This is a genomic window from Rhizobium sp. NZLR10, assembly GCF_019685125.1.
Taxonomy (GTDB): Bacteria; Pseudomonadota; Alphaproteobacteria; order Rhizobiales; family Rhizobiaceae; genus Rhizobium.
Map to the genome: position 1 here is coordinate 143,255 of NZ_JABDWE010000005.1, position 24,841 is coordinate 168,095.

23 protein-coding genes are annotated in these 24,841 nt (G+C 60.6%); 14 read left to right on the forward strand and 9 right to left on the reverse strand.

Going from position 1 to position 24,841, the window contains the following annotated elements; genetic code table 11:
* The first annotated feature begins 13 nt into the window (after positions 1 to 13).
* From nuoN to HJB82_RS10050, 8 genes are all read left to right on the forward strand, one after another.
* Positions 14 to 1,459, forward strand: coding sequence for an NADH-quinone oxidoreductase subunit NuoN (gene nuoN, locus HJB82_RS10015; RefSeq protein WP_221139890.1), 1,446 nt, complete (start codon positions 14 to 16; stop codon positions 1,457 to 1,459).
* Positions 1,459 to 2,223, forward strand: a complete 765-nt coding sequence (locus tag HJB82_RS10020) for a biotin--[acetyl-CoA-carboxylase] ligase (RefSeq protein WP_207583796.1) — start codon at positions 1,459 to 1,461, stop codon at positions 2,221 to 2,223. Before nuoN ends, HJB82_RS10020 begins: the two co-directional genes overlap by 1 nt.
* Before the next feature lie 17 nt (positions 2,224 to 2,240).
* Positions 2,241 to 3,911 (forward strand): ribonuclease J, encoded by a 1,671-nt coding sequence (locus HJB82_RS10025; protein WP_207583797.1) that lies wholly within the window; start codon positions 2,241 to 2,243, stop codon positions 3,909 to 3,911.
* Between the two features lie 2 nt (positions 3,912 to 3,913).
* Positions 3,914 to 4,318 (forward strand): methylmalonyl-CoA epimerase, encoded by a 405-nt coding sequence (gene mce, locus HJB82_RS10030; protein WP_207583798.1) that lies wholly within the window; start codon positions 3,914 to 3,916, stop codon positions 4,316 to 4,318.
* A gap of 244 nt (positions 4,319 to 4,562) precedes the next feature.
* Positions 4,563 to 4,838: a DUF1467 family protein gene (locus HJB82_RS10035; protein WP_164008977.1), complete on the forward strand. Its 276-nt coding sequence runs from the start codon at positions 4,563 to 4,565 to the stop codon at positions 4,836 to 4,838.
* 591 nt (positions 4,839 to 5,429) lie between these two features.
* Positions 5,430 to 6,752, forward strand: coding sequence for a proline--tRNA ligase (gene proS / locus HJB82_RS10040; RefSeq protein ID WP_221139891.1), 1,323 nt, complete (start codon positions 5,430 to 5,432; stop codon positions 6,750 to 6,752).
* 15 nt (positions 6,753 to 6,767) lie between these two features.
* Positions 6,768 to 8,072: a lipoprotein-releasing ABC transporter permease subunit gene (locus tag HJB82_RS10045; protein WP_221115183.1), complete on the forward strand. Its 1,305-nt coding sequence runs from the start codon at positions 6,768 to 6,770 to the stop codon at positions 8,070 to 8,072.
* Positions 8,073 to 8,086: 14 nt separating this feature from the next.
* Entirely contained in the window at positions 8,087 to 8,770 is a 684-nt protein-coding gene (locus HJB82_RS10050; protein WP_207583802.1) for an ABC transporter ATP-binding protein, read from the forward strand.
* 61 nt (positions 8,771 to 8,831) lie between these two features.
* On the opposite strand, the gene HJB82_RS10055 is transcribed toward HJB82_RS10050, so the two are convergent.
* Positions 8,832 to 9,296, reverse strand: coding sequence for a DUF5680 domain-containing protein (locus HJB82_RS10055; RefSeq protein WP_221139892.1), 465 nt, complete (start codon positions 9,294 to 9,296; stop codon positions 8,832 to 8,834).
* Between the two features lie 501 nt (positions 9,297 to 9,797).
* Between HJB82_RS10055 and dnaE the strand changes: the two genes are divergently transcribed.
* Complete coding sequence (gene dnaE / locus HJB82_RS10060) at positions 9,798 to 13,295, forward strand: DNA polymerase III subunit alpha (RefSeq protein ID WP_207583804.1); 3,498 nt, start codon at positions 9,798 to 9,800, stop codon at positions 13,293 to 13,295.
* 39 nt (positions 13,296 to 13,334) lie between these two features.
* On the opposite strand, the gene HJB82_RS10065 is transcribed toward dnaE, so the two are convergent.
* The gene (locus HJB82_RS10065) at positions 13,335 to 14,591 is read right to left on the reverse strand and encodes a L,D-transpeptidase family protein (protein ID WP_221139893.1); all 1,257 of its coding nucleotides are present in this window, start codon (positions 14,589 to 14,591) and stop codon (positions 13,335 to 13,337) included.
* Positions 14,592 to 14,683: 92 nt separating this feature from the next.
* Positions 14,684 to 15,976 (reverse strand): DNA polymerase IV, encoded by a 1,293-nt coding sequence (locus HJB82_RS10070; protein ID WP_207584290.1) that lies wholly within the window; start codon positions 15,974 to 15,976, stop codon positions 14,684 to 14,686.
* Between the two features lie 75 nt (positions 15,977 to 16,051).
* On the opposite strand from HJB82_RS10070, the gene HJB82_RS10075 reads away from it, so the two are divergent.
* Complete coding sequence (locus HJB82_RS10075) at positions 16,052 to 16,639, forward strand: GNAT family N-acetyltransferase (protein WP_221139894.1); 588 nt, start codon at positions 16,052 to 16,054, stop codon at positions 16,637 to 16,639.
* Here HJB82_RS10075 and HJB82_RS10080 read toward each other — a convergent pair.
* Positions 16,614 to 17,291 (reverse strand): hypothetical protein, encoded by a 678-nt coding sequence (locus HJB82_RS10080; protein ID WP_221139895.1) that lies wholly within the window; start codon positions 17,289 to 17,291, stop codon positions 16,614 to 16,616. The genes HJB82_RS10075 and HJB82_RS10080 overlap by 26 nt on opposite strands.
* A gap of 2 nt (positions 17,292 to 17,293) precedes the next feature.
* Positions 17,294 to 17,602 (reverse strand): DUF3572 domain-containing protein, encoded by a 309-nt coding sequence (locus HJB82_RS10085; protein WP_221131548.1) that lies wholly within the window; start codon positions 17,600 to 17,602, stop codon positions 17,294 to 17,296.
* Positions 17,603 to 17,734: 132 nt separating this feature from the next.
* On the opposite strand from HJB82_RS10085, the gene HJB82_RS10090 reads away from it, so the two are divergent.
* Positions 17,735 to 18,106: a response regulator gene (locus HJB82_RS10090; protein ID WP_003547430.1), complete on the forward strand. Its 372-nt coding sequence runs from the start codon at positions 17,735 to 17,737 to the stop codon at positions 18,104 to 18,106.
* An 18-nt stretch (positions 18,107 to 18,124) separates the two neighbouring features.
* On the forward strand, positions 18,125 to 19,498 hold the full coding sequence (locus HJB82_RS10095; protein WP_221115178.1) for a PleD family two-component system response regulator: 1,374 nt from the start codon (positions 18,125 to 18,127) through the stop codon (positions 19,496 to 19,498).
* 744 nt (positions 19,499 to 20,242) lie between these two features.
* Here the strand turns inward: HJB82_RS10095 and rpmG are convergent.
* From rpmG to HJB82_RS10115, 4 genes are all read right to left on the reverse strand, one after another.
* Positions 20,243 to 20,410, reverse strand: coding sequence for a 50S ribosomal protein L33 (gene rpmG / locus HJB82_RS10100; RefSeq protein WP_007626161.1), 168 nt, complete (start codon positions 20,408 to 20,410; stop codon positions 20,243 to 20,245).
* 93 nt (positions 20,411 to 20,503) lie between these two features.
* Positions 20,504 to 21,688, reverse strand: a complete 1,185-nt coding sequence (locus tag HJB82_RS10105) for an MFS transporter (protein ID WP_207583810.1) — start codon at positions 21,686 to 21,688, stop codon at positions 20,504 to 20,506.
* 255 nt (positions 21,689 to 21,943) lie between these two features.
* On the reverse strand, positions 21,944 to 22,396 hold the full coding sequence (locus tag HJB82_RS10110; RefSeq protein WP_207584291.1) for a DUF983 domain-containing protein: 453 nt from the start codon (positions 22,394 to 22,396) through the stop codon (positions 21,944 to 21,946).
* 246 nt (positions 22,397 to 22,642) lie between these two features.
* On the reverse strand, positions 22,643 to 23,080 hold the full coding sequence (locus HJB82_RS10115; RefSeq protein WP_207583811.1) for a helix-turn-helix domain-containing protein: 438 nt from the start codon (positions 23,078 to 23,080) through the stop codon (positions 22,643 to 22,645).
* Between HJB82_RS10115 and HJB82_RS10120 the strand changes: the two genes are divergently transcribed.
* On the forward strand, positions 23,080 to 24,021 hold the full coding sequence (locus HJB82_RS10120; protein ID WP_221131549.1) for an alpha/beta fold hydrolase: 942 nt from the start codon (positions 23,080 to 23,082) through the stop codon (positions 24,019 to 24,021). The genes HJB82_RS10115 and HJB82_RS10120 overlap by 1 nt on opposite strands.
* Positions 24,018 to 24,653 (forward strand): NAD(P)-dependent oxidoreductase, encoded by a 636-nt coding sequence (locus HJB82_RS10125; RefSeq protein WP_259669568.1) that lies wholly within the window; start codon positions 24,018 to 24,020, stop codon positions 24,651 to 24,653. The genes HJB82_RS10120 and HJB82_RS10125 overlap by 4 nt, the downstream gene beginning before the upstream one ends.
* The last annotated feature ends 188 nt before the right edge of the window (positions 24,654 to 24,841 follow it).

A 24,841-nucleotide genomic window follows, 5' to 3' on the forward strand; every position in this document is an offset into this window, starting at 1 on the left:
GGACTTATCGGACATGACCGCTGAAACAATTCTCCTCAGTCTGCATCTTTCCGCGCCGGAGCTGATCCTCGCGGTCGGCGCCCTTGTCCTGTTGATGGTCGGCGTCTTCTCGGGCGAGCGGTCGGGCCTCGTCGTTACCGGCCTCGCCATCGTGCTTTTGCTGGCCGCCGGCCTGTGGCTGCTCTTCGTACCCGCTGAAGGCCTCGCCTATGGCGGCGTCTACATGGCCGACGGCTTCTCGCGATTCATGAAGCTGGTGGCGCTCATCGGTTCGCTGGTAGCCCTGTTCATGACGACCGGCCACGCACGCGAAAACCAGCTCGACAAGTTCGAGTTCCCGGTTCTGCTGGTGCTTGCGACCCTCGGCATCCTGCTGATGATCTCGGCCAACGACCTGATCTCGCTCTATCTCGCGCTGGAACTGCAGTCGCTGGCACTCTATGTCGTCGCTGCGATCAACCGCGACAGCCTGAAATCGACCGAAGCCGGCCTGAAATATTTCGTTCTCGGCGCGCTTTCCTCCGGCATGCTGCTCTATGGCATGTCGCTGGTCTACGGCTTCACCGGCCACACCCACTTCTCTGAAATCGCCCAGGCGCTTTCCGTCGAGGGTGCGCGTTCGCTCGGTCTGATCTTCGGCTTGGTCTTCATCCTTGCCGGCATCGCCTTCAAGATCTCCGCCGTTCCCTTCCATATGTGGACGCCCGATGTTTATGAAGGCGCGCCGACGCCGGTCACCGCCTTCCTCGCAGCAGCCCCCAAGGTTGCCGCCATGGCGATGATGACCCGTATCGTGATCACGGCCTTCCAGCCGGTTCTGGCAGACTGGCAGCAGGTCGTCGTCTTCATCTCGATCGCCTCGATGGTGCTAGGCGCGTTTGCCGCGATCGGCCAAAAGAACATCAAGCGGCTGATGGCCTATTCGTCGATCGGCCACATGGGCTATGCGCTGGTCGGTCTTGCCGCCGGCAACCAGACCGGCGTGACCGGCGTCATGCTGTATATGGTCATCTATATGGTGATGACGCTCGGCACCTTTGCGATCATCATGTCGATGCGCCGCAAGGATGGCACCGTCGTCGAAAACGTCGACGATCTCGCCGGCCTTTCCACCACCAACCCGTTTATGGCCGCGGTGCTGACGGCGCTGATGTTCTCGCTCGCCGGCATCCCGCCGCTCGCCGGCTTCTTCGCCAAGTACTTCGTCTTCGTCGCCGCCATCGAAGCCAAACTTTATGCGCTCGCGATCATCGGCGTTCTCGCCTCGGTGGTCGGCGCCTATTATTATCTGCGCGTCATCAAGCTGATGTGGTTCGATGAGGCGACCGGCGAATTCGCCCGTGTCTCCGGTTCGTTGCGTCTGGTCTTCGGTCTCTCCGGTCTGTTCGTCACCGCCTATGTCTTGATCGGCGGCCCGATCGGCGGTGCGGCCGAGCTTGCCGCCGCGACGCTCTTTTGATGACTTCCGACGGACGGCGCCGGATATCGCTCGGCGATTTCAGGCACGAGGCTCTGTCGGAAACATCGTCCACCAACAGCGAATGCCTCGCCCGGGCTCGGGCGGGTGATGGCGGCAATCTCTGGGTGACGGCCGAACGGCAGACCGGCGGCCGCGGCCGCCGCGGCAGGCTTTGGGTTTCCGAAAGCGGCAATCTCTACGCCTCTCTTCTGCTGATCGACCCGGCGCCAATGGAGCGCCTGAGCTCTTTGCCGCTTGCCGTTGCCGTTGCCGTGCACCAGGCGATCCGCCAGGTGCTGCCGCCGGGCGCCGAGCCGCTCGAGATCAAATGGCCGAACGACATCCTCATCGGCCGAAAGAAGACTTGCGGCATTCTCGTCGAAGGCGAGGGGCTCCCGGATGGTCGCTACGCGCTGATCGTCGGCATCGGCATCAACGTCTCGGTAATGCCGGACAATCCGCTCTACCCCGTCACCTGCCTGCGTCAGCATGCAAGTGCGGCCTCGCCGGAGGAGCTTTTCGCCCATCTCTTCGCGGCGATGGCGGAGGTGCTTGATCAATGGGACCAGGGCCGCGGCGTCGGCGAGATCACGGCGCGTTGGCGCACCATCGCCTGCGGCATCGGCGAAAAGATCACGGTGAATTTGCCGGACCGATCGATTTCCGGACAATTCGCCGGAATTGATGATAATGGCTTGTTGATGCTCGATACCGGCACTGGCAGGATGATGCCCATTGCTGCCGGTGATGTGTTTTTTAGATAGCGGAAAAAACGAAAATTATGGCGAAACAGGACGAGTTGGTATTCCTGCCTCTGGGCGGCGTTGGCGAGATCGGCATGAATCTCGCTCTTTATGGCTACGGCCCGCCCGAGCATCGCCAATGGATCATGGTCGATTGCGGCGTTACCTTTCCCGGCCCCGACCTGCCGGGCGTCGACCTCGTCCTGCCCGATATCCGTTTCCTCGCCAGTGAACGCAAGAACCTCAAGGCGATCATCATCACCCATGCCCATGAAGATCATTATGGCGCGCTCGCCGATCTCTGGCCCGGGCTCAATGTGCCGGTCTATGCCTCGGGCTTTACCGCTGGTCTGCTCGAAGCCAAGCGCAATTTCGAAAAGGCCAGGATCGGCGAAGTGCCGGTGACGCCGTTCAAGGCAGGCGACACCATCAATGTCGGCCCCTTCAGCATCGAAGGTGTGGCCGTCAACCATTCGATCCCCGAGCCGATGTCGCTGATGATCCGCACGCCAGTCGGCAATGTCATCCATACCGGCGACTGGAAGATCGACCACGAGCCTTCGCTCGGCCCTCTGACCGATGAGACGCGGTTCCGTCAGCTCGGCGACGAGGGCGTTCTGGCGCTGATGTGCGATTCCACCAACGCGCTACGCGACGGCGTTTCGCCCTCCGAAAAGGATGTGTCGGAAAGCCTGCGCAAGATCATCGAGAATGCCGAAGGGCGGGTGGCGATCACCACCTTCTCGTCGAATGTCGGGCGCATCCGCACCGTTGCCGAGGCTGCTGAAGCGGCAGGCCGCGAAGTGCTGCTGCTCGGCAGCTCGCTGAAGCGGGTCGTCGACGTTGCCCAGGATATCGGCCTGATGGAGGGCGTGAAGCCTTTCATCTCCGAGGACGAATACGGCTACATCCCGCGCGACAAGGTCGTCGTCATTCTGACCGGCAGCCAGGGCGAGGCGCGGGCAGCGCTTGCCAAGCTTTCCCGCGACGAGATGCGCAATGTGGCATTTGCGGCCGGCGATATCGTCGTGTTTTCCTCGCGCTCCATTCCCGGCAACGAGAAGGCGATCCAGGACATCAAGAACGGCCTCGTCGAGCAGGGTGTGCACATCATCACCGATACCGAGGCGCTGGTTCACGTCTCCGGCCATCCCCGCCGCAACGAGTTGCAACGGATGTACGAGTGGACGCGGCCGAAGATCGTCGTGCCGGTGCATGGCGAGGCGACGCATCTGACGGCGCACAAGGAGCTTGCCGAGCAATCCGGCATCGCCCTGGTGCCGCGCGTGCGCAACGGCGATATTCTGCGGCTGGCGCCCGGTCCCGCCGAGGTGATCGGCCAGGCGCCACATGGTCGCATCTACAAGGACGGTACGCTGATCGGCGATTTCGACGAGATGGGGATCGGCGAGCGCAAGAAGCTTTCCTATGTCGGCCATGTCGCGGTCAGCGTCGTGCTCGACGCCCGCTATGACATCGTCGGTGATCCCGATCTCGTTTCGATCGGCCTGCCGGTCTACGACGTCGAGGGCGAGGAGATGGAAGATACGCTCTTCGAAGCGGCGATCAGCGCCATCGAAAGCATTCCGCGCGCCCGTCGCAAGGATATCGACATGCTGCAGGAGGCCGTGCGCCGGGCCATCCGCTCCGCCGCGAACCAGGTCTGGGGCAAGAAGCCGGTCGTCACCGCCTTCGTCACCAAGGTCTGACCATGCTTGGCCGCGTGAACCATGTCGCCATTGCCGTCGCCGATCTGGCCGCGGCAACGGCCGCCTATCGTGACACGCTAGGCGCTGCCGTATCGCAGCCGCAGGCTCTGCCGGAACACGGCGTCACCGTCGTCTTCGTCGAATTGCCGAACACCAAGGTCGAATTGCTGCAACCGCTCGGCGATACCTCGCCGATCGGAGCCTTCCTCGAAAAGAACCCGTCTGGCGGCATGCACCATATCTGCTACGAGGTGGATGATATTATTCTCGCCCGTGACCGGTTGGTCGAGGCCGGGGCAAGGGTGCTCGGCGACGGCCAGCCGAAAACCGGCGCGCATGGCAAACCGGTGCTGTTTCTGCATCCCAAGGATTTCTTCGGCACGCTGATCGAACTCGAACAGGCGTGACCCCTGCGGCAGAATGCCTCCGAGGCGGCTATGCGCGTCATCCGCTTTGAGTTGGCTGCCATTCCGCCGTATAAGGGCGCCTAACTCAAAGTGACAGAACGTCTGTCGCCGCCCTCTAAAGCATGTCGCGCAAAAGTGTGCAGCGGTTTTGCGGCAACGACATGCGTAAAACAAAGAGCTAAAGCGCAAGGAGCGAATCTGAAAGATCGCGACGCGCTTTAGCGCGACACCACCGGGAACCACAATGCTCCAGACATTTCTTCAGGGATTTGCCGTCTACTTTATCGTCTGGTGGATGACGCTGTTTGCCGTCCTGCCGATCGGCCTGCGCACCCAGGCTGAGGACAATGACGTCGTTTTCGGCACCGTTCCGAGCGCGCCCAGCCGGTTTCGTGCCGCCTTCGTCTTTTCGTTGACGACGCTGATTTCCGCTCTGATCTACGGCCTCTGGTATGTCTGCGACACCTATTTCGGCTGGGGCTTCGATGCTCTTCCACAACTCGGGCCGAGCTTCTATTAAGAGCTAGCTTTTGCCCAAACTTTGGGCAGATGTATATCACCAAAAAGCGAACTTCGTCACACCAGCGTCATGCTGTTGCGGCAAAGAGCTGGCGTAACGGAATGAGGATCATTCCCTTACGGAAGTTGTCTGGATTTTTAGGGTAGGTGAAGTCGAAAAGCCAAAAAAAAACAAGGCTAAAAGCCTTGTTTTAAGTATCGCGTGATCTGTAACCGTTGCCGGGGCAGCGACGAGCGCGCCTAAGATCTGATCCTCCCAAGACTTGACCGCGAATTTGGCAAGAATTTATCTCTCTTGCCTGTTTTGTGAGCTAAAGCTAGCTCAAACATTGGGCTTTGTCATTAGCTTTTTTTGCATTTTTGCTACACTCTAGTAAAATTTTTCTGTTGACAAGATTTTCGTTCAAGTCCTTATAAACACGCGCTTTTCGACGCCCTTCCATTTTGCGGCTGCGAACATGCGCTTCGGGGAGGTTGCCAACGTTCGTTGCGGGTTTCCTTCCTGCCGCGAAGCGGCTATGAACGCTCCCGACATCCACCACTGTCTTTCGATTCCGCTTACGGCGGGATCTCAACTGCTTCGGAATCCGCCATGCGTCTGTCCCGCTATTTCATGCCCATCCTCAAGGAAAACCCCAAGGAAGCGGAAATCGTCTCCCACCGGCTGATGCTGCGCGCCGGCATGATCCGCCAGCAGTCGCAGGGCATCTATTCCTGGCTGCCGCTCGGCAAGCGCGTGCTCGACAAGGTCAACGCCATTATCCGCGACGAGCAGAACCGCGCCGGCGCCATCGAGCTTTCGATGCCGACCCTGCAGTCGGCCGAACTCTGGCAGGAGAGCGGCCGCTACGACGCCTACGGCAAGGAGATGCTGCGCATCAAGGACCGCCAGGATCGGCCGATGCTCTATGGCCCCACCAACGAGGAGATGGTGACGGATATTTTCCGCTCCTCCGTCAAGTCGTACAAGGACCTGCCGCTCAATCTCTATCACATCCAGCTGAAGTTCCGCGACGAGATCCGCCCGCGCTTCGGCACCATGCGCTCGCGCGAATTCATGATGAAGGATGCCTATTCCTTCGATCTGACGCGTGAAGCGGCGGAGCATTCCTACAACAAGATGTTCGCCGCCTACCTCAGAACCTTCGACCGGCTCGGCCTGCGCGCCATTCCGATGCGCGCCGATACCGGCCCGATCGGCGGCAAGCTCAGCCATGAATTCATTATCCTCGCCGACACCGGCGAATCCGAGGTGTTCTGCCACAAGGATTTCGTCGGCTTTGATACGCCCGACGAACGCACGGATTTCGACAGCGTCGAAGGCCTGCAGGCGATCTTCGACAAATGGACATCGCTCTATGCGGCGACCTCGGAAATGCATGACGAGGCGGCTTTCAACGCCGTTCCCGAAGGCGACCGCCTTTCGGCGCGCGGCATCGAGGTCGGCCATATCTTCTATTTCGGCACGAAATATTCCGAGCCGATGGGCGCGAAAGTGCAGGGACCCGACGGCAAGGAACATTTCGTTCACATGGGTTCCTACGGTATCGGCCCGACGCGCCTTGTTCCCGCCATCATCGAAGCCTCGCATGACGACAACGGAATCATCTGGCCGGCATCGGTGGCGCCCTTTGATGTCGTGGTGATCAACATGAAGGCAGGCGATCAGGCCTGCGACGATACCTGCGAGCTGATCTATGCCGCGCTGACCAAGGCCGGCAAGGATGTGCTCTACGACGATACCGACGACCGGGCCGGCACGAAATTCGCGACCGCCGACCTGATCGGTGTGCCCGTCCAGATCATCGCCGGCCCGCGCGCGGTCGCCAACGGCGAAGTCGAGGTGAAGGACCGCAAGACCGGCGCCCGCGAAACGATGACCATCGAAGCGGCGATCAACAGGTTCGTGGCTTAAGGAAACGGAGGCGAAATGGCAGAGGCAGCAGTGGACCGGAGTTCAAAATCCGGCTTGGGTCCGGCTGGCAAGCCATTTTCCACCTTCGAACGCCTCGTGGCGTGGCGCTATCTGCGCGCCCGCCGCAAGGAAGCCTTCATCTCGGTCATCGCCGGCTTTTCCTTCGTCGGCATCACGCTCGGCGTTGCGACGCTGATCATCGTCATGGCCGTGATGAACGGCTTCCGCACCGAGCTCGTCTCGCGCATCCTCGGCATTAACGGCCACATGATCGTCCAGCCGTCCGATGGTCCCTTCACCGATTATCCCGACCTCTCCAGCAGGTTGGCCGCCGTGCCCGGCGTCAAAATGGCGCTGCCCTTGGTAGAAGGCCAGGTGCTTGCCTCGGCCCAAGCTGGCGGCAGCACCGGTGCTTTGGTGCGCGGCGCCCGCGCCGAGGACTTGACCAAGCTGAAGACCATCTCCGACAACATCAAATCAGGCGACATGGTGGGTTATGCCTCCGGCCAAGGCGTGCTGATCGGCACCGGCATGGCCAACCAACTCGGCCTGAGCGTCGGCGACCTCATCACCCTGACCTCGCCGGATGGTGACATTACGCCGATGGGCGTCAGCCCGCGCGTCAAGTCCTACAAGATCTCCGGCCTCTTCGAGATCGGCATGTCGGAATATGATTCCTCGATCATCTTCATGCCGCTCGAGGAAGCGCAGCTTTATTTCAATGCCGAGGGACTGGTGCAGTCGATCGAGCTTTTCGTCGACCACCCCGACGATATCGACACTCTGAGGCCCAAGGTGGAGGAAGCGGCAGGCCGCCAGATCAACCTCACCGACTGGCGCCAGCGCAATCAGACCTTCTTTTCGGCGCTGCAGGTCGAGCGCAACGTCATGTTCATGATTCTGACGCTGATCGTGCTTGTCGCGGCGTTGAACATCATCTCCGGCCTCATCATGCTGGTGAAGGACAAGGGCAGCGATATCGCCATTCTGCGCACCATGGGCGCCAGCGCCGGCGCGATCATGCGCATCTTCTTCATGACCGGGGCGGCGATCGGTATCGTCGGCACCGTTGCCGGCGTTCTGCTCGGCGTCCTCGTCTGCGTCAACATCGAATCCATCCGCCAGTTTTTCTCCTGGATTTCGGGCACCGTGATCTTCAATCCGCAGGTCTATTTCCTCAGCCAGCTGCCGGCCGAGATGGATCTCAGCGAAACGATCTCGATCGTCGTCATGGCGCTGACGCTCTCCTTCATCGCGACCATCTTCCCGGCCTGGCGCGCCTCCAGGCTCGATCCGGTGCAGGCCCTGCGCTACGAATAAGGAATGCCGCCTTCATGAAACGCAACGTCGTTCTCAAGCTTACCGGCGTCGAGCGCCATTACGGGCAGGGCGATACGCTGCTCCCGATACTGAAGAGCGCGGATTTCTCGCTGTCGAAAGGCGAGATCGTCGCTCTCGTTGCTCCCTCCGGCACGGGCAAGTCGACCCTGCTGCATGTCGCCGGCCTCTTGGAACATCCCGATGGCGGTGAAGTCAGCATCAACGGCCATGCCTGCGACGGCCTGAGCGATGAGAAACGCACCGCGATCCGCCGCAGCGAGATCGGCTTCGTCTACCAATTCCACCACCTGTTGCCGGAATTTTCCGCACTCGAGAACATCATGATGCCGCAGCTGATCGCTGGGCTGTCCTGGAAGGAGGCCGGTGAGCGGGCGGGCCAGCTTCTCGATTATATGCGCATCGGCCATCGTGGCGCCCATCGCCCTGGCGAGCTTTCCGGCGGCGAGCAACAGCGCGTCGCGATCGCCCGCGCCGTCGCCAATGCGCCGAGCTTGCTTCTTGCCGACGAGCCGACCGGCAACCTCGACCCGGAAACGGCAAGTTACGTCTTCGATGCGCTGGAAGCGCTGGTGCGCCAGTCCGGCCTCGCGGCCCTCATCGCCACCCACAATCACGAGCTCGCCCGCCGCATGGATCGGCGCGTGACGATCGCGGATGGCAAGGTCGTCGATTTCTAGAGCATGTCGCCCGGACGTGTGCAGCGGTTCCGGGATAACGCTGCAAAATCTAACGCGGCGATTACGGGATGACCAGCCCGCCGCGATAATCGAGCATATAGGCCTTCTGGCCGTCTACCATGATGCATTCGTGGCCGCTGAACCGCTCGCAACCGCCTTCGCTGCGGTCGAGATAGCGGCCCATTGGATGATCGAATTCCATCCCGCCGAGAAAGCGCCCCTGCCGATACATGGCTGAAAGTGCCGCTTTGATCACCGCCCCGGCGGTAGCGCCGTCGATGAGATCTGGTGCGACGATCCAACCGAAATAGTTCATCACCCACACGGGCTCGCCGGCAAACCACACCACCTCCTGTCCGGCGAAATCGGTGCCGCCGAAGTAGCTGTCGAGATAGCGCCAGTCGCCGCGCTCATAGCCCATATCGTGGGCACCCGGCCGGCAGGGCGCGCGCGGCACGCCGCTGCCGACATAGGTCGCAGCCTTCGCCTCCACGACGAATTCGTTCAGCATCGCAATGTCGAGCATGTCGTTCTCCTCTCGGCCGGATGCTGGCAAATATGCAGTGATCTGTAAAGAACAAAAAAAGAACATCAGCCGAGACAAGCGGGTCGTCTTGAGAGGAGGTCGGCCGTCTGGCGACCATGTCACGATCTACGGCAGATCGCGAAACAACATCGCTCCTCATCAGATCGCGTCCCGGACCTTACCGAATCGCAATGCGCATCCCGGGATTTTCTAACGCAAGAAAGAAGGAAAAGATTCCTGTTGACAACGGAACAAACATCGAACAAATTGAAAACATAACAAGTAAAGGAGAGCCAAATGACTGACATGATCCGTGATATCGCAGCATTCACCTCCATCGCAATGTTCGTTGCCAGCTTCTCGCTCATCGTCATGGCAATCTAAACTTTTCAGGGGACCGCATGGCAATCATGCGGTCCGGACGCGGGACTTCTTCTGGACATCTTCGCCCTCTATGCCGACAATGCGTCCGATTCATTCGGGTGATTGGGAAGGCATGGCATGGCGGATACGGCAAAGGGTTCAACGGCTGAGGTGACCGGCGGCACGCCGGGCTTCATCCACCTGAGGGTCCACTCCGCCTATTCGCTTCTCGAAGGCGCCTTGCCGCTGAAGAAGATCCTTTACAAGGCGACCGGCGACAGCCAGCCGGCGATCGCCATTACCGACACCAACAATCTGTTCGTCGCGCTGGAATTCTCCCAGAAAGCGATGGAGGAGGGCCTGCAGCCGATCATCGGCTGCCAGGTCTCGATCGACATGGAAGACGGGCTGGAAACGGAAAAGCGCGGCGGCCAGCAGGCCCTGATCAAGCTGCCGTCGATCGTTCTTCTCGCTGCCACCGATGCCGGTTACGAACGGCTCGTCGACCTCGTCAGCCGCGCCTATCTCGGCGGCGAAAGCAACCAGGCCATTCATATCAAGGCCTCCTGGCTGGAAGAGGCCGGCACAGAAGGGTTGATCGCCCTGACCGGCGCCCTGACCGGGCCTGTCGACGTGGCGATCAAGGAGGGCCATGCAGCCCAGGCGGAAGTCCGGCTGCTTGCGCTGAAGCGTCTCTTTGGCGACCGGCTCTATGTCGAGCTGCAGCGGCACGGTACCTACGACAAGCGCCATGAGCAGAGGATCGTCGGGCTTGCCTATATCAACGACCTGCCGCTGGTTGCGACCAACGAGGCCTTCTTTCCGACACGCGACGATTACGACGCCCATGATGCGCTGATGGCGGTCGCCCACAATGCCATCGTCTCCGACGATAGCCGCTTTCGCCTGACCCCGGACCATTATCTGAAGAGCCGGGCCGAGATGGCCAAGCTCTTCGCCGATCTGCCGGAAGCGCTGGAAAACACCATCGAGATCGCCAAGCGTTGCTCCTTCGTGCTGAAGACGCGAAAGCCGATCCTGCCGCGCTTCACCGGTGCGACCGACGATCCCGAGGAGGCCGAACGCGCCGAGGCGAGCGAACTGCGCCGCCAGGCAGTCGAAGGGCTGGACATGCGGCTTTCGACGCTCGGCATGTCGCCGGGTTACGAGGAAAAGGAATATCGCGAGCGACTGGATTTTGAACTCAGCGTCATCGAGCGCATGCGTTTTCCCGGGTACTTCCTGATCGTTGCCGACTTCATCAAATGGGCCAAGCAGCAGGATATACCGGTCGGCCCGGGCCGCGGTTCGGGCGCAGGTTCCCTGGTCGCCTACGCGTTGACGATCACCGACGTCGATCCGCTGCGGTTTTCGCTGCTCTTCGAGCGCTTCCTCAATCCGGAACGCGTCTCGATGCCGGACTTCGACATCGACTTCTGCCAGGACCGCCGCGAAGAGGTGATCCGCTACGTCCAGGCCAAGTATGGCCGCGAGCAGGTGGCGCAGATCATCACCTTCGGTTCGCTGCAGGCGCGCGCCGCCCTTCGCGATGTCGGCCGCGTGCTGGAAATGCCTTACGGCCAGGTAGACAAGATCTGCAAACTCGTGCCGAACAATCCGGCCAATCCGACGCCGCTGTCCAAAGCGATCGAGGAGGAGCCGAAGCTGCAGGAGGAGGCGGCGAAGGAGCCGGTCGTCGCGCGCCTGCTCGACATTGCCCAGAAGATCGAGGGGCTTTACCGCCATGCCTCGACGCATGCCGCCGGCATCGTCATCGGCGACCGCCCGCTTTCCAAGCTGGTGCCGATGTATCGCGATCCGCGCTCCGACATGCCGGTCACCCAGTTCAACATGAAATGGGTAGAGCAGGCCGGCCTGGTCAAATTCGACTTTCTTGGCCTGAAGACGCTGACGGTGCTGAAGGTCGCGGTCGATTTTGTCGCCAAGCTCGGCGTCAAGGTCGATCTCGCGGCGATCCCTCTCGACGACAAGAAGACCTACGAGATGCTGTCGCGCGGCGAGACGGTCGGCGTGTTCCAGGTGGAAAGTGCCGGCATGCGCAAGGCGCTGATCGGCATGAAGCCGGACTGCATCGAGGACATCATCGCCCTGGTGGCGCTCTACCGTCCGGGTCCGATGGAGAACATCCCGACCTACAATGCCCGCAAGCACGGTGAAGAAGAGCTGGAATCGATCCATCCGATGATCGACCACCTGCTCAAGGAAACCCAAGGCGTCATCGTCTACCAGGAACAGGTGATGCAGATCGCCCAGGTCCTGTCCGGTTACTCGCTCGGAGAAGCCGATCTTCTGCGCCGCGCCATGGGCAAGAAGATCAAGGCCGAGATGGACCAGCAGCGCGAACGCTTCGTCGTCGGCGCCGTCAAGAACGGCGTATCGAAGCCGCAGGCCGACAATATCTTCGAACTGCTGGCGAAGTTCGCCAATTACGGCTTCAACAAGTCGCATGCCGCTGCCTACGCCATCGTCTCCTACCAGACGGCCTATATGAAGGCGCATTATCCGGTCGAATTCCTCGCCGCCTCGATGACGCTCGACATGTCCAACACCGAAAAGGTCAACGATTTCCGCCAGGATGCCAAGCGCCTCGGTATCGAAGTGATCGCACCCTCGGTGCAGACCTCCTTCCGCCATTTCCAGACCGGCGCCAACCGCATCTATTATGCGCTCGCCGCCCTCAAGGGCGTCGGCGAATCCGCCGTCGACCATATCGTCGAGGTGCGTGGCGACAAGCCTTTTGCCGGCATCGAGGATTTCTGCCTGCGCATCGATCCGCGCCAGGTCAATCGCCGCGTGCTTGAAAGCCTGATTTTTGCCGGCGCCTTCGATTGTTTCGGCACCGACCGCGCCCAGCTTTCGGCCGGCCTCGACCGCATCCTCGGTTATGCCCAGCGCGCCCAAGAGAACAAGCTGAGCGGCCAGTCGGACATTTTCGGCAGCACCCTGACCTCGGGGCCGGAAAAAATCTCCCTGCCGCCGTTCTCGCCCTGGCTTGCCTCCGAGCGGCTGCTCAAGGAATTCCAGGTGCTGGGCTTCTATCTCACAGCCCACCCGCTCGATTCCTACAGCAACCTCCTGCAGAAGATGCGGGTGCAGACCTTTGCCGAATTTTCCCAAGCAATCAAACAGGGCGCCTTCAATGCGCGCCTCGCCGGCACCGTCATTTCGAAGCAGGAGCGCAAGACCCGCACCGGCAACAAGATGGGCATCATCGTCTTTTCCGACTCCTCCGGCCAGTTCGAGGCGGTGCTGTTTTCGGAAATGCTCAACCAGTATCGCGACGTGCTGGAGTCGGGAAAATCCTTCGTGCTGACCGCAACCGGCGAGGAGCGGCCGGAAGGCATCGGCTTGCGCATCCAGACGATCCAGTCGCTGGAGGAAAAGTCGCTGCAGATGCAGAAGGCGCTGCGCGTCTATGTCCGCGATTCCGGACCGCTGAAGATGGTCGCCGGTCATCTCAACGCCAAGGGCGACGGCCTCGTGTCCTTCATCGTCATCAAGGAGGAGGGCAAACGCGAGGTGGAAGTGGCGCTGGCGGAGAAATACCGCATCACCCCGGAGATCGCCGCCGCTCTTCGCGCCGCCCCCGGTGTCGTCGATGTCGAGCTTGTCTGATCACCCCGGCTGATGGTGATCAAATCTGGGTGATCGTGATCAGCCACGCGTAATGGTGATGAAATCCGTGCCGTCGCCGGTGTCACGGCCAAGGCCGGTATCGGAGATCGTCAGCGTCGAGCCGGGCGCGATCAGCGCGTCGATCCTGCGGCGGGTCTCCTCCGGGATCGTGATGCGGCTGAGCGACCGGACAATCGGCCTGCCGGTGATGATCGAGCTTTCCTGATTGGTGATGCCGAGCCGCTTCATCGTCTCGCGGGAGAGATTGTTTTCCAGCGTGATGCCGAGCCAGTCCGCCGTGCCGGCCGTTTCATCGACCGCATGCAGCGTGAAGAAATGTGTGCCAAGCGCCAAGCCCGGATCGGCGATGGTCACCGGCGCTTCGAAGATCGGCTTGAACACCCGGCGCACCATGATGACGCCGTTCGGCGGTTCACCCTTGCCCGCCGCGGCATAGACTTCCCTCAGGAGCGCGTCGGAGACCAGACTTCTGTCACCGACAAATTCGGCCGGCCGCAGCGTCTTGAAAGTCTTGATCGCCTGCACGGTCGACGGCCCGAGCAAGCCGTCCGGATCGCCGGCGGAAAAGCCGAGCTGGTTGAGCAAGGCCTGGATGTCGATGATCGTCTCGCGCAGCGTGCGGCGGGTGATCAGCATGCTGATCGGCTCGGACGGCGGCTCGGGTTCGTGCGCGGTGATCGGCGAAGCTGCCGGCATCGGCATGGCCGCCGTATCGTTCATCGCCACCTGCACCGGTGTGCCCGGACTGTCGGGCATCGAGGGCCGCAGTTCGACATCTGAAAGCAGCAGCATCGGCGCCGGCGCTTGCCGATGGAAAAGGGTCGGATGGTCGATCGGCTGCGGCGCCACTTGGCCGTCGCTGATGATGACGGGAATGCCGGGCTCGGTCATCCCGTAGAGCATCTTTGCAAAGGCGCCCGGCATGCGCACGCAGCCATGTGAGGCCGGATAACGCGGCACGGAATTCGATTCGTGCAGCGCAATGCCGGACCAGGTCAGCCTTTGCATGAACGGCATCGGCGCCGCCGAATAGAGATTGGATTCATGGTATTTCTGCTTTTCGAGCACCGAGAAGATGCCGCTCGGCGTCGTGTGCCCGTCCTTGCCGGTCGAGACCTTCGAGGTCGCGACGACCTCGGTACCGTCATAGACCGCAAGCGACTGCCTGTCCTTCGAGACGATGATCTGCAGCGTGCGCGCATCTGCGGCAAGGGCAGGGTGCACGAGTGCGGTGGCCGACAGCAAGCCGAGGCCGAAGACGAGACGCGAGAACATGATACCCAACCATACGCAATACTTGCAGGGCACACTATGGGACGAAGTTTAAGGAAGATTTTATAGGCTGCGCGGCAGCCCGGGCTCACGCCTTAGTGATCGCGCTTGCCGCTGCCGAAGGTGTAGCCGGTCTCGACCGTGTTCTTGCCGAACTTGTCGCGCAGCTTGTCCATCGCCGCTTCGGCGGCCGCTCGCCGGCCGGAGTGCCGGTCGATGAGATCGGGCGGATCGGCGCGCGCGGCATCGCCGAGATCGCTGACGCCGATGCCGATCAGTCGGAACTTCGTGCCATCAGTTTCTTTTTCGAGAAGCTCGAGCCCGGTGCGGAAGATCCTGTCGGCAAGCTGGGTCGGGTCTTCGAGCTTGCGGTTGCGGGTGCGCGATTTGAAATCGGCGCTCTTCATCTTCAGGACGACGGTCTGGCCGGCAATGCCGCTTTTCTTCAGCCGCCAGGAGACCTTTTCGGAGAGGTTGCGCAGGATCGGCACCAGATCGTCATAACGCCAGATGTCGTCGAAGAAGGTCGTCTCGGACGAAACGCTCTTGGCCGCATCGTTGAGATGCACTTCACGGTCGTCGATGCCACGCGACAGCCGGGCGAGCCGCTGGCCGATGCTGCCGTAGCGGCGCATCAGGTCGTTTTCCTCCATCTGCTGCAACTGGCCGATGGTACGGATGCCATCTGCCTCCAGCGTCGCCGCAAAGGCCTTGCCGACGCCCCAGATGGTGGTGACGGGGCGCGGCGCCAGGAACTCGACCGCTTCTTCACGGCCGATGACGGAAAAGCCGCGCGGCTTGTGCAGGTCGGAGGCAACCTTGGCGAGGAATTTGCAATAGGAAAGCCCGACCGAAACGCTGATGCCGATTTCCTTTTCGACCCGGCGGGCGAATTTGGCGAGGGTGCGCGCCGGCGGATCGTGATGCAGCCTCTCGGTGCCACCAAGCTCGAGGAAGGCTTCGTCGATCGACAGCGGTTGCACCAGCGGCGTCAGATCCTGCATCATGGCGCGCACCTGGCGCCCGACCCGGACATATTTCTCCATGTCGGGCCTGATGACGATCGCCTCGGGGCATGCTTCCAGCGCTTTGAACATCGGCATCGCCGAACGCACGCCGTGGATGCGGGCGATATAACAGGCGGTGGAGACGACGCCGCGTTTGCCGCCGCCGATGATCACCGGCTTGTCGGCAAGTTCCGGATTGTCGCGTTTCTCGACGGCCGCGTAAAAGGCGTCGCAATCAATATGCGCAAGCGTCAATGCGTAGAGCTCGCGATGGCGCACCAGGCGGGGGCTGCCGCAGGACACACAACGGCGCGCCTCGCCCTTCTGCTCGGCAAGGCAGTCGCGACAGAAGCCGGGTGTCTTGTCGGGCGTGGGCGTCATCATGAGAACAAAGATTGAACGCCGCAACATTACGCCCTAAGCTTCCGAGTCTCAAGAGAGGCGGGAGCTTTGCCTTTGGATAACGATCTTCGTTTCGAGCCGGTAACGCCAGAACGCTGGGGCGACTTCGAAATCCTGTTCGGGCCGCAAGGTGCCTTCTATAATTGCTGGTGCGTCGCGCTGCGCCTGCCGCATGCGATAAGAACGAAGATGGCGACCGAGGAGCGCAAGGCGCATATGCAGGACCGGATCAAGGCGGGGCCGCCGCCGGGCATTCTCTGTTATGCGGATGGCGCACCGGTTGCCTGGGTGCAGGTCGGGCCGCGCCATGACGTGCCGCAGTTCAATTCGCCGCGCACCGTCTCGCGGCCGCTGGAGGAGGGTGATGCGCATGATCCATCCATCTGGGCCGTCAGCTGCTTCTTCCTGCTGCCCGGACTGCGTGGCAAGGGAATGAGCCATCGCCTGCTTTCCCTTGCGATCGACCATGCGCGGCGCCAGGGAGCGCGGCTGCTCGAAGCCTGTCCGATCGATCATGTGAAGCAGTCGAAATCCGTGACCCTCTGCGTCGGCTCGACGGCGATCTTCGATGCGGCCGGTTTCGAGATGGTGGCACGGCGCAAGGATGGCCGTCCGCTCATGCAGCTGGAACTGCGCGCATGAGAGCGCCGGAAAGAAAATGCGCCTCGATCAATTCGGCCGCATGCGTCCAGTCGCTGGCGCGGCTGATGTCGTCAGCGGCAGCCGGTGCGAAACGATGGACGGGCGAGTTCGGCATCAGATGAATCAGCAGGCAATCGGCGACGTGATCCCTGACGGAATGCAGATTGCGCGCCATATCATCGATGAAGACGACGGGAAGGGAGCGGCTGGCATGCAAGGCGTGAACGATCGGCCCCTTCGGCTGCTCGGTGGCAAGCAGCGGAAAAAGCAGGCCCAGCCTGTCGAGCAGGCGGCGGCGCTGGTCCTGGAACCGCGGCTGCATCGCCGTCAGGAACAGCACGTCGGTCTCCTGCGAAAGCCGGTCGAGCGTTTCGACGACGCGGTCGAGCGGCGTCTGCCACAGCTCCTGCGCCTCGAAGAATTCCTCGATCAGCCGGCTGACCTGCGGATCCTCGATCTCCGCGCCATCCGTCTGCGAGACGATGTTGCCGTGAAGCTTAAACGATCGCGGCAGAAACGCGTGTCCCTGGCTTTGAAGGAAAAGCTGGAAAGGACCGATGAACTGCAGCACGACGTCGTCGACGTCGCAGACGATCAACGGGCGTTCGCCGAGGCGGATATGCGAGACATCGAGGTCCGGAGTGCGGGCCACGGTCAGTATTCTCCGGAATCGAGACCCGGCGAAGAGAAATGCCGCCAGGCGGCGGTCACCGTCTCCGGGCTGATGCCGCTCGCAGCGCAGAAAGCCATCGCCGTCGGTTCGTGGTTCATCAGGAAATCCATCATGCCGGCAAGGAATCCCGGGTCGTCGACGGCGTTGCGCACCTGGCCGGGCGCGACACCCGTCAGGGCGAGGAATCGGCCGAACATGTCGGAATCGCCGGCGAGCCAACCGAGCACGGCGATCGCGGTTGCGTGCGGGTCGGCGGCCTGTTGTTTCGAAGTCTTGAAGTTGCTTTGCATTTCGAGGGGTAAGTTACCTTTTCTTCAACCAAATACCGCTAGCGTGCGCTATCGGTTTCACGGAGCTATTGTCCGCATGTGTTTATCTCATGGGACCACTGGCTGCTTGAACGGACGTAGGGACAGCTTGTCATGCCCAAACAGGTGATGATTGTAGAAGATAACGAGCTCAACATGAAGCTCTTTCGCGACCTCATCGAGGCGTCCGGGTACACCACGATCCAGACCAGAAATGGCATGGAGGCGCTCGACCTGGCGCGCAAGCATCGCCCCGACCTCATCCTGATGGATATTCAGCTTCCCGAGGTTTCCGGCCTCGAAGTCACGAAATGGCTGAAGGAAGATGACGAGCTGCACGTCATTCCCGTCATTGCCGTCACGGCTTTCGCGATGAAGGGCGACGAGGAGCGGATCCGCCAGGGCGGCTGTGAGGCCTATGTTTCCAAGCCGATCTCGGTTCCGAAATTCATCGAGACGATCAAGACCTATCTGGGCGATGCCTGACGCATCGGAAAGACACCTATGACTGCGCGAATACTGGTGGTGGACGATATTCCGGCCAATGTGAAGCTGCTCGAAGCGCGGCTGCTCGCGGAGTATTTCGACGTCATGACCGCGGCCGACGGCTACACGGCGTTGGCGATCTGCGAGCGCAACCAGGTCGATCTCATCCTGCTCGATATCATGATGCCCGGCATAGATGGTTTCGAGGTCTGCGAGCGGCTGAAAGCCAGCCAGAAGACCGCGCATATTCCCGTCGTCATGGTCACCGCGCTCGACCAGCCGGCCGATCGCGTCCGCGGTCTGAAGGCTGGCGCCGACGATTTCCTCACCAAGCCGGTCAACGATCTGCAGCTGATCTCACGGGTGAAGAGCCTGCTGCGGTTGAAGACGTTGAGCGACGAGCTGCGCATTCGCGCCGACACCGCCCATACGATGGGCATCGACGACCTCACGCGGGCAGTCGAGGGCCGCGCCGACGAGACCGCTCAGGTCCTGCTCGTCGACGGCCGCGCCAATTCGCAGGAGCGCCTTATCAGGGCGCTGAAGCCCGTTGCCGACGTGCTTGCCCTCTCCGATCCGCAGGCAGCCCTCTTCGAGGCGGCCGAAAGCGCGTTCGATCTCGTCATCGTCAACGCCAATTTCGACGATTACGATCCGCTTCGCCTCTGCTCGCAGTTGCGCTCGCTGGAGCGCACGCGCTTCCTGCCGATCCTGATTATCACCGAGCAGGGCGCTGACGAGATGGTCGTGCGCGCGCTCGATCTCGGCGTCAACGACTACATCATCCGCCCGGTCGATCCCAACGAGCTGGTTGCCCGCAGCCTGACGCAGATCCGCCGCAAGCGCTACAACGACCGTCTGCGCGCCAGCGTCAAGCAGACGATCGAGCTTGCGGTAACCGATCCGCTGACCGGCCTCTATAACCGGCGCTATCTCGACAATCATCTGAACGTGCTCTTCAACCGTTCAATGGCGCGCGGCCGGCCGCTTTCGGTGCTGATCACCGATATCGACCGCTTCAAGCAGGTAAACGATACCTATGGCCATGACGGCGGCGACGAAGTCCTGCGGGAATTTGCAAATCGCGTCCGTTCGACCATTCGCGGTGCCGACCTTGCCTGCCGCTACGGCGGGGAGGAATTCGTCGTTGTAATGCCCGACACCTCGCCTGAGATAGCCGCCGCTGTCGCCGAGCGCCTGCGCACGGCGATCGAAAGCGCTCCCTTCATGCTGAAACACGCCGGTGAGGCGCTGAACGTCACCGCGTCCTTCGGCATCGCCTCGCGTATTGCAGCGGTGCTGACTCCGGACCAGCTGATGAAGCAGGCCGATCTGGCTCTTTACGAGGCCAAGAATACCGGCCGCAACCGCGTTGTCGCCGCAGCCGCCTGACGAATCATCTGTCGCCTTCTGTGCCGTCTACGGGTTTTCCACAGTGGTAAGCGAATTATTACCGATTTTTAATGCCCGCCCGCATGGCGCGGGGTGAAAATTTTGCCGCCAAATAGCCAAAAATGGATTTCCGGCTTTGCTGCCGATGCGCCGCTGCCCGATAGTCTTGAAAGTGTGCGGCCATAGCTAAAAATGAAATAGCGACTATAAAAAATTCCCCATGCCGATAGGGCGAAATACAGTGCGATGGAGCCACCTCACCTAAGGGGAGGGGATGGGTAAGTTATTACGTTATAGTGTAGAATTTCTTCGAAGCGTGGATGCCTACGCTTCGAGCCCAAGCAGAGCCGACCAATCTTTGTATGCACCAAAACTGGACTTTTAACCATAGAATCAAGTCCGCAAAAATCATCATTAAGAATTTGTTGATTTTCTTTCATTTTTGCGCAAATTATCGGCTCATAAGAGAAGCGCTCCCGTTGAGGAGTTGTCGATACCCCATGATGCTCAGGTCCGCCGCATCTCCTGGGTCGTGGGGTCGGTCGGCTAGTAGGCAAGTTATAGCGGTTCCTCGTGCCGTTTTGCATGCTGGCCGACCCCCTTTCAAGAAAACGCCGCCACTTCCCGAAGATGGAAGGGCGGCGTTTTTCTGTTTGCGCTATCATCTTTAAAGGCGATCACCTGGACAACAAAAAACGCGCAACCCGAGGGCGCGCGCTTTTTTGAAATCCTGAGATCAAGTGACTACTTGATCTTGGTTTCCTTGAACTCGACGTGCTTCCGTGCAACCGGGTCGTACTTCGTCTTCGTCATCTTGTCCGTCATCGTACGGCTGTTCTTCGTCGTGACATAGAAGAAACCGGTGTCGGCTGTCGACAGCAGCTTGATCTTGATTGTTGTAGCCTTGGCCATGGTCGTCCTGCCTTTAAGGAAAATGAAAGCCGTGGAAACCGGATGGGCTCCACGGCAAATTCTGGCGCGAAACTACGAATCTCGCCCGAAAAGTCAAGTCCGTTTTCGAATGAACATCAGTCTGATGCCGGAAAGTAGGGCGTAGAGACCGAAGAACGCGGCAATCGCCCAGGCAAAACCGTTATTTCCGGCGACATCGATCGCTGCGCCGATCGCCTGCGGCCCGGCGACGGTTCCCATAGCGTAACAGAAGATGAAGGCGGCATTGGCCGCCGCAAGGTCGGAGCCCGTCAGCCGCGAGCCGAGGTGGCTAAGCCCGACCGTATAGAGACCGGAGACGCAGCCGCCCCAGAAAAGCAGCAGCCCGGCCATCAGCAGCCAGTTGTCGAGCAGCACCGGCAACACCATCGCGCCGATGAACCCCATCAGCGCCATGCCGGCCAGAAGCGGCCGCTTATCGGCGATGCGGTCGGAGAGCAGGCCGAGCGGGATCTGAAAGATGACGTTGCCGACGCCCATCATGGTGAGCAGAAGTGCTGCCTGCGATTCGGTAAAATGGGCCCGCACAGCAAAGATCGGGAAAAGCGACAGGCCGCCCGCTTCGACCGCGCCGAAGATGAAGACCGCCGCCGTCGCCGTCGGCACCAGGAAAACGTAGCGCATGAAATGCAACTCCGGTTTTTCCTCGAGCACCGGGCTTTCGTCGCGGGCTATGAAGATCGGAATGGCGGCCAGCAGGATGGCGCAGGCGCCGATCAGGAAGGGGAAGATGCCGTCGCTGCCGAGAATCGAGAACAGCAGCGGCCCGGCCGCGAAGCCGAGGGAAAGCACGGTCGCGTAGATGCCGAGCACGAAGCCGCGTTTGGAAGGCGGCGAAGCGGCATTGATCCAGAATTCGGAGAGGATGAACAGCGTCGTCGTCGCGCCATGGAAAGCGAAACGCAGTGGAAACCACATCCAGAAATCCTGGGCATAATAAAAACCGAGCGCGCTCAGCGCCGAAATCAGCACGGCCCAGAGCATTGTCGGCGCAACGCCGTATTTATGGGCGAGCCTAGTGGTGATCGGCGCGGCGGCCATCGCCGCGACCCCGGCCATTGCCGTGTTGAGCCCGATCAGGGTGGACGAGATGCCGCGTTTTTCGAGGATGATGCTGAGAAGCGGAAGTCCGAGGCCGATTGCTATGCCAACGGCAGAAATGGACGAGATGGCTGCCACCAGAGAAGGCCAATGGATTTCTTCGACATCGCCCGGTGTGCCGTTTCTCGGCTGAGACATTTATCCATCCTTAGAAAGCTACGCGCGCGAATCGGCCGGTCACCTCACACAGATAGACACAGACGTGCCAAATCCGGGTGACGGGCAGCGTTTCGCAATATGTCCGATGTGAGTGACCACCTGCGGAATGTAAAGCCTGTTCAGACAAGAAAAGCTTACCATGTCAAATCGTTGAGGATCGTCGGCCGCCGCGTTCGGGTGGTGATCGGTGGAGCGCTGGCACTACACGTCAAATATGTCTGGAAGGTGAAGGCGCTAATCCGGCCGGCCGGGGATGTCATAATCGTCGGAACCGTCACTCTCTCCACCGAAACCGTGCATGCGCAACGCCCATTGCAGGCCGATGACGCCGCCCTTGATCGGCTGGATCGAGGCAAGCGCGGTGATGACGGTGATCGGCGCCCAGATGGCAAGATGCGCCCATACCGGCAGCACGAAGGTCATGTCGGTCAGCATATAGCCACCGACCACGACGTGGCCGAGAACGAGGATGACGATATAGGGCGGCAGGTCGTCCGCGCGTTGGTGATACATCGCCTCGCCGCAGGCTGCGCAATGATCGACCGGCTTCAGAAAGGCGCGAAAGAGCTTGCCGCTGCCGCAAGCCGGGCAGCGGTTCATCAGCCCCCGCATGATGGAGCGCCCAACCGGACGCTCGACCTCAGGCATATCCCCGTAGCGGACAGCCGGATCGGTCGGTGTGCGCATCGCATGTTCCTCTTCGGAGCTAAAGAATGTCATTTGAGCCTTCTGATGCGATGAAATACAGGTTAAACGCAAATGAATCAAACGTTTGGCAACGAGCCTCGCCCCAGCGTGCCACAGTTCACGCAGCTGCAGGGCCAATATCTGGCCTCCATTTATGCCTACACCAGGATCTTCAAACGCCCTCTCGCAGAAGCCGATATGCATGGCCACTTTGAGGTGACCGCACCGTCTGTCCACCAGATGGTGCTAACGCTGGAAAAAGCCGGTCTCATTCAACTTGTTGCGACGGCGGCTATCCCGCTGTTTCGCCAGTGCTGCTCCGAATATCCCAAGGGCCCGAAACGGCGCTTCGATCTCAATGCCTAACGGCGTCAAGGTATATGCCTTCCGGCTTTCAACATCGATTTGCGCCACGAGTGCTGCCGTTTCGAGCTCTCTCAGATTCCGGGTCAACTCCTTGGCACTGATGCCTTCGATCGCCACGAGCAGCGCATTGTATCGACGCGGTCCGGAAAGCACTAGTACGCGCAAAATATGGAGCTTCCACCGTCCGCCGATGGTGTTGATCGCGACATCAAGCGGGCAGGATGCGGGGTCGTGCTCGGAGGACTCTGGCTCTGAGACCAATAAGGGAACCTCGCGGTGCGTTGAGGCACCTGGGTGCAGCTCGCTAATATCCTCCAATGATGATCTCCGAAGAACCAACAGTACCCGCCGAGTTTAGCGGTCCCGCCCTTTCGATGCCAGCACTTTCGATGCCGGCATGGGTTGACCGTGAAGCCTATCCATTCACCTCAAAGTGGTTCGATCTTCCCGATGGAAGGATGCACTATATTGATGAGGGCGAGGGTGATATTCTCCTATTCGCGCACGGCAATCCCAGCTGGTCGTTTGAATACCGCCACCTCATCCGTCATTTTTCTTCGACTCATCGCTGCATTGCGCTCGATTATCTCGGGTTCGGCCTTTCCGACAAGCCGCCTCACCTGTCCTATCTCCCTCAATTCCACTCGGCCAATCTTGGTCGATTCATCGAAGGGCTCGATCTCAAGAACATTACCCTCGTCTTTCAGGATTGGGGCGGTCCGATCGCGCTCAGCTACGCGGTCGCCAATCCATCGAGAGTGAGTCGGATCATCGCATCGAATAGCTGGTTCTTCGATGTGCGGGAGTATCCGGCCGTTCGACGCTTCAGCCATATTATCGGAAGTGCGTTCGGACGGATGCTGTGCAAGCACCTCAATTTGTTTCCTCGCGTGCTTCTTAAAGCCTCGTTCGGAGATTCCTCGAGGCTGGGTCCAGAGGTCCACGCGCAATATCTGGCGCCGTTTCCAACGGCGGCCGAGCGCAAGGGCACATGGGTTTTCCCGCGCGCCATCGTCGGGGAAAGCTCTTGGCTGGCTGAGATCTGGGCGCGGCGTCACACCCTAAAGGACCGGCCAACACTCCTGATCTGGGGAATGAAGGACCCTGGTTGCACGCCGCTGCTTCCACGCTGGACGGAGGTGTTCACGGACCACCGTCTCATTACGCTCGACGATGTCGGTCACAACGTTGCTGAGGAAGCTGGGCGGCACCTTATCGGCCCGATTGCGAGCTTTCTTTCGGATCGATCACCGTCATGACCTGTGTAGCGATACTAGGTGGTAGCGGCCGCTTGGGCAGCCGCATCGTCGCAAACCTTATCCGGCAGAAGATGCAGGTTCGGGCCCTCGTCCATAGCCACGGACTCGCCGCGGCTGAAAGCGACTATACGGCGGTATATGGCGATGCCCATGACCCTTCTGCGATTCGAGCCTTACTCACAGGTGCCGACGCGGTGATTTCCACGCTCGGAAGTGCCGGTGCACAGATCGCGGACGTCACCTCTGCCGCCGTCAGGAACCTGATCCCGGAGATGACTGCGCTCGAGATCACGCGCATCGTTTCCGTCACGGGATCGGCTGTGCGCGACGACATTGAGGTTGGCAGGGAGCATCCCCACATGGCTGAACGGCGTGCCGCTCTTATGCAGCACATACCCGGACTGGTTCTTGACGGCGAGGGGCATCTGCGGCTGCTGCGGCAATCTACCCTCAATTGGACGGTCATACGATTACCTCGGATGACATCCGATCCCGCCCGGCCAGCCACTCTTCGGGTCGATCCGCCGGTGCCGGCCGAGACGATCAGCTACGAGGCCGGTGCCGAGGCGATTGTTGAAGAGCTCATTTATGCCAGGTGGGTTCGAAAAGCTCCGTTCGCTTCAGAAGCTTAACGGCAGAAGCTTAACGGCAGAAGCTTAACGGCTTGTCACAGCGCTTCGCTATGCCGTGCTCGCTGCTGACACGCAAGCTTCGCCGGGGCGACAGCCATGGGCACCGTAAAGTTAACCCTTCGGCGACAGGCGGTGCAATCTTTCGGCATGACACCAGCCGCTCGTGATCCCCTACTCGAGAAGAAGTT